Genomic DNA, 3,364 nt, shown 5'->3' with positions numbered 1-3,364 from the left:
ACGGGCAGACGGTCTACATGAATTTCACGACGGCGCGGGCGCTGTTGGACCTGCCAACCGGCATTTCCCGCATCGAGATCAGGGTGGCGCCCGCCATTGCCGCAACGGGAATTGCCGAGCGGCTGCGCCGGTCGACCGGGCTGAAGGCGACGGCCTGGACCGAGGAGAACAGCCAGCTGTTCGAGGGTCTGGATGCGCAGGCCCGCACCGGCACCATCATCAAGGCCTTCTCACTCATCACCATTGTGGTGGGCATCGCCAGCGCCATGCTGCTCTCGATCGTGCGTCGGGAGGCCGAGATCGGCATCATGCGCGCCATGGGCGCAAGCAAGCGGCTGGTCTTGTCCATCTTCATCCTTGAAGGCACGCTGATCGGGTTCATCGGCGCGGTTGCCGGGGCGCTCGTTGCCTGGCTGGCCCTGGCCCCGCTGCCCCCGGTGGCAGAAGTCGAAAGCGGCGGGCTGCCGATCGACCGGGCGCAGGGCGACTATCTGCTGGCCGTCACCCTGACCACCGTTGCCGCCATGCTGGCCTCGATCCTGCCTGCGCGGCGCGCGGCCCGCATCGACCCGGTCGAGGCGATCGGCACATGAGCGCGGCTCCGATCCTTGAGGTCAGCGGTCTGACCAAGACGTTCCGCGATGGCGCGACGGAGACGCCCGTCCTCAAGGGGATCGACCTTGTCATCAGCAAGGGCGAGATGGCGGCGCTCCTCGGCCCATCAGGCTCCGGCAAGAGCACGCTGCTGACCATACTGGGCACGCTCATGCGGGCCAGCGGCGGCCGCCACGAGATGCTGGGCGTTGACCTGATGCAGGCAAGCGATGCCCAGCGCACCAAATTTCGCAGCCGGCACATCGGCTTTGTCTTCCAGTTCCACCATCTGCTGCCGGACCTGTCTGCCCTTGAGAACGTGATGATGCCGGCGGCCTGCACCCTTGGCCGGGAAACCCGGGCGCTGCGCGAGCGGGCGGCGGAACTGCTGGATGCGGTGGGGCTGGCGGACCGGAGGGACTATCGCCCCTCCGCCCTCTCGGGCGGCCAGCGTCAGCGCGTGGCGGTTGCCCGCGCGCTCATCGCAAACCCTGATCTGGTGCTGGCCGACGAGCCGACCGGTAATCTTGATCGCCAGTCGGCGGATCAGGTGATGGAGCTGCTCCACGAGATCAACCGGACAATGTGCACCAGTTTCCTGATCTCGACCCACGACGAGCATATTGCGCGGCAATGCCCGCGCCGGATCGAGCTGCTGGACGGGCGGATCCTGCGCTCCTGAAAAAAACATGGCCGCCAGCCCCGCGAGGGGACTGACGGCATGCGCAGCGGTTACACCTTCGCGACGTCGACCCAGCGGCGCTCCTTGGCCGACTGGCGCACGGCGTCGAGGACCGCCTGACCATTGGCGGCGTCCCGGAAATCGCCCGCCGTCTCGCGCGCGGTGACGGGCTGGCCGCTCATGCGCTGCTTCATTTCCGAGAACAGGCGGGCGTAAGGGGCAACGTCGAACCCTTGCGTGTGCCAGCGGTCCTGCTCGGTCTGGATGAGCTCGGCATGCTCGAAGGGCGTCGGCGGCGGGTTGACCAGATCGGCCGGCACGTCGATCTTGCGAGCCCCGTCCTTGTTCTGCACCCAGACTTCGGCCGGGTCTGCAAAGGTTGCGCCCGCCTGGATCCATGCGCCGCCGTCCGTGCCGGTGATCTTGTTGCCCATGATGATCTGGCCCGGCGAGGCCATGGCGGCAACGATGATGCCCTCGGCGCCGCTCTCCATCTCGAACTGGATGGAATAGGCATCGTCCGACGTCATGTTGGGGCGGCCCGGGCACATTTTCTGGAGCGTGCCGCTGACGCGCTTGAACTCGCCCATCACGTCGCGCACCTGATCGACCATGTGCGCGCCAAAAGCGCCGAGGAAGCCGCCGCCCTGATTGGCGTCTTCCCACCAGTCGCTCAGCTTCTCGTTCGGATCGCTGAGGCCGGGCTGGTGATAAATGCGCATGAAATAGCGCGGCTCGCCGATGAGGCCGTCCTGCACCACCCGGCGCAGCAGCGCCTGCTGGGTATCGAAGCGGAATTCCGCGCCCAGCATGTGGATGACGCCGGCTTTCTCGGCCGCGTCCAGCATGGCGCGGGCTTCCGCAAAATCCTTGGCGAACGGCTTTTCGCAGACCACGTGACGACCGGCGTTGATGGCCTCCATCACCACCGGGTAGTGGGCGTGCGGCGGGGTCGCGACGGTGACGAGCTGGATGGCGGGATCAGCCTCCAGCGCCTCGGTCAGGCTGGTGGCGACAATCAGGATGTTCAGCGGGCGGGCCCGCTCGGCGGTGCGCTCGCGGCTGCGGCCGACGATCGCGCTGACCACGAACCCGGCGTCCCTGAGGGCGCGAACGTGCGTGAACAGGCCAAAACCGGTGCCGACAACGACCGCACGCGGCTGCTCAGTCTCTACTGCCATTCTGGCTTACTCCCCTTTGAATTATTCGCTGTATTGTTCGCTGTATTGCTCACTCCGCCGGGCGATCAGGCCCGGCCGGTTATGGATCTGAGCGCGCCCATCCAGCTGCGCGCCGTGGTCTCGACCTCGTTTTCCGCACTGGCCTGCGAGAAGACCTCAACGCCGATGGGGGCCGTGACGCCCTTGGCGGCAAGCAGCTCGGCAACGGCCCGGACATCGAGCTTGCCCTCGCCCGGAAGCGCCCGGCCGGTCATCATTTCCGTCTCGATGTCGTCCGTCGTGCTGGCGCGCGCATCCGAGAGCTGGACCATGCCGATCATCTCGGCCGGCAGGGCGCGCAGATCCGCAAGCGTTGACCCGCCGCGATAGAAATGCAGCGTGTCCAGCGTGATGCCGCCGTTGGGGCGGCCTGCCCGCCGGATGATCTCCGCCGTCTGGGCGATGTTGGCGATGCTGCCCATGGGCAGGAACTCGATGTTGACCCTGAGGCCGTATTGGCTCGCCTTGTCGCAGATGCCGGCGAAGGCCTCGGCGAGCGCATCGGTTTCAAGGGCGGGCCTGAACATATCCACGACGGCGACCGAGCGCGCGCCGACGGCGGCGGCCATGGGCAGCACGTAATCCGGCGTCATGGCGAGCAGGTGGTCGCCGTATCCCGCCACCCGGTCGAAAAGCGCCGCCTGCCCCGGCAGCCAGTGGGCAATGCATTCGAACTCGGCGACCCGCAGACCATGGTCTGCGAGGCGCTGGCGGGCATCGGCCGCCGTCAGGCCCTGGCGCTCCAGCTCCTCGACATGGGACGGCGTCATCGAGAGGGCCTCAAAGCCCGCCCGGCTGACCGGACCCAGAAGATCGAGGAACGGCACATGACTGAGCGGCACCGAGCAAAACACAGTCTCGTTCTTAT

4 protein-coding genes are annotated in these 3,364 nt (G+C 67.0%); 2 read left to right on the top strand and 2 right to left on the bottom strand.

Features of this window, described 5'->3' with window-relative positions:
• Both VIG90_RS17945 and VIG90_RS17940 read left to right on the top strand, forming a co-directional pair.
• Positions 1-593: ABC transporter permease (locus VIG90_RS17945; RefSeq protein WP_331594894.1), on the top strand; the 593-nt coding region annotated here is incomplete at its 5' end.
• Complete coding sequence (locus VIG90_RS17940; protein WP_331594893.1) at positions 590-1,276, top strand: ABC transporter ATP-binding protein; 687 nt, start codon at positions 590-592, stop codon at positions 1,274-1,276. The genes VIG90_RS17945 and VIG90_RS17940, both read left to right, overlap by 4 nt.
• Positions 1,277-1,326: 50 nt before the next feature.
• Here VIG90_RS17940 and VIG90_RS17935 read toward each other — a convergent pair whose 3' ends face one another.
• Together VIG90_RS17935 and VIG90_RS17930 are read right to left on the bottom strand one after the other, a co-directional pair.
• The gene (locus tag VIG90_RS17935) at positions 1,327-2,457 is read right to left on the bottom strand and encodes a Gfo/Idh/MocA family oxidoreductase (protein WP_331594892.1); all 1,131 of its coding nucleotides are present in this window, start codon (positions 2,455-2,457) and stop codon (positions 1,327-1,329) included.
• A 65-nt stretch (positions 2,458-2,522) separates the two neighbouring features.
• On the bottom strand, positions 2,523-3,364 hold an 842-nt coding region (locus VIG90_RS17930), incomplete at its 5' end, for a sugar phosphate isomerase/epimerase (RefSeq protein ID WP_331594891.1).

This window comes from Pedomonas sp., from assembly GCF_036515995.1.
Classification (GTDB): Bacteria; Pseudomonadota; Alphaproteobacteria; order Sphingomonadales; family Sphingomonadaceae; genus Pedomonas.
The sequence above is the reverse complement of the archived record's forward strand: the minus strand, read 5'-3'. Positions and strand labels throughout refer to the sequence as shown.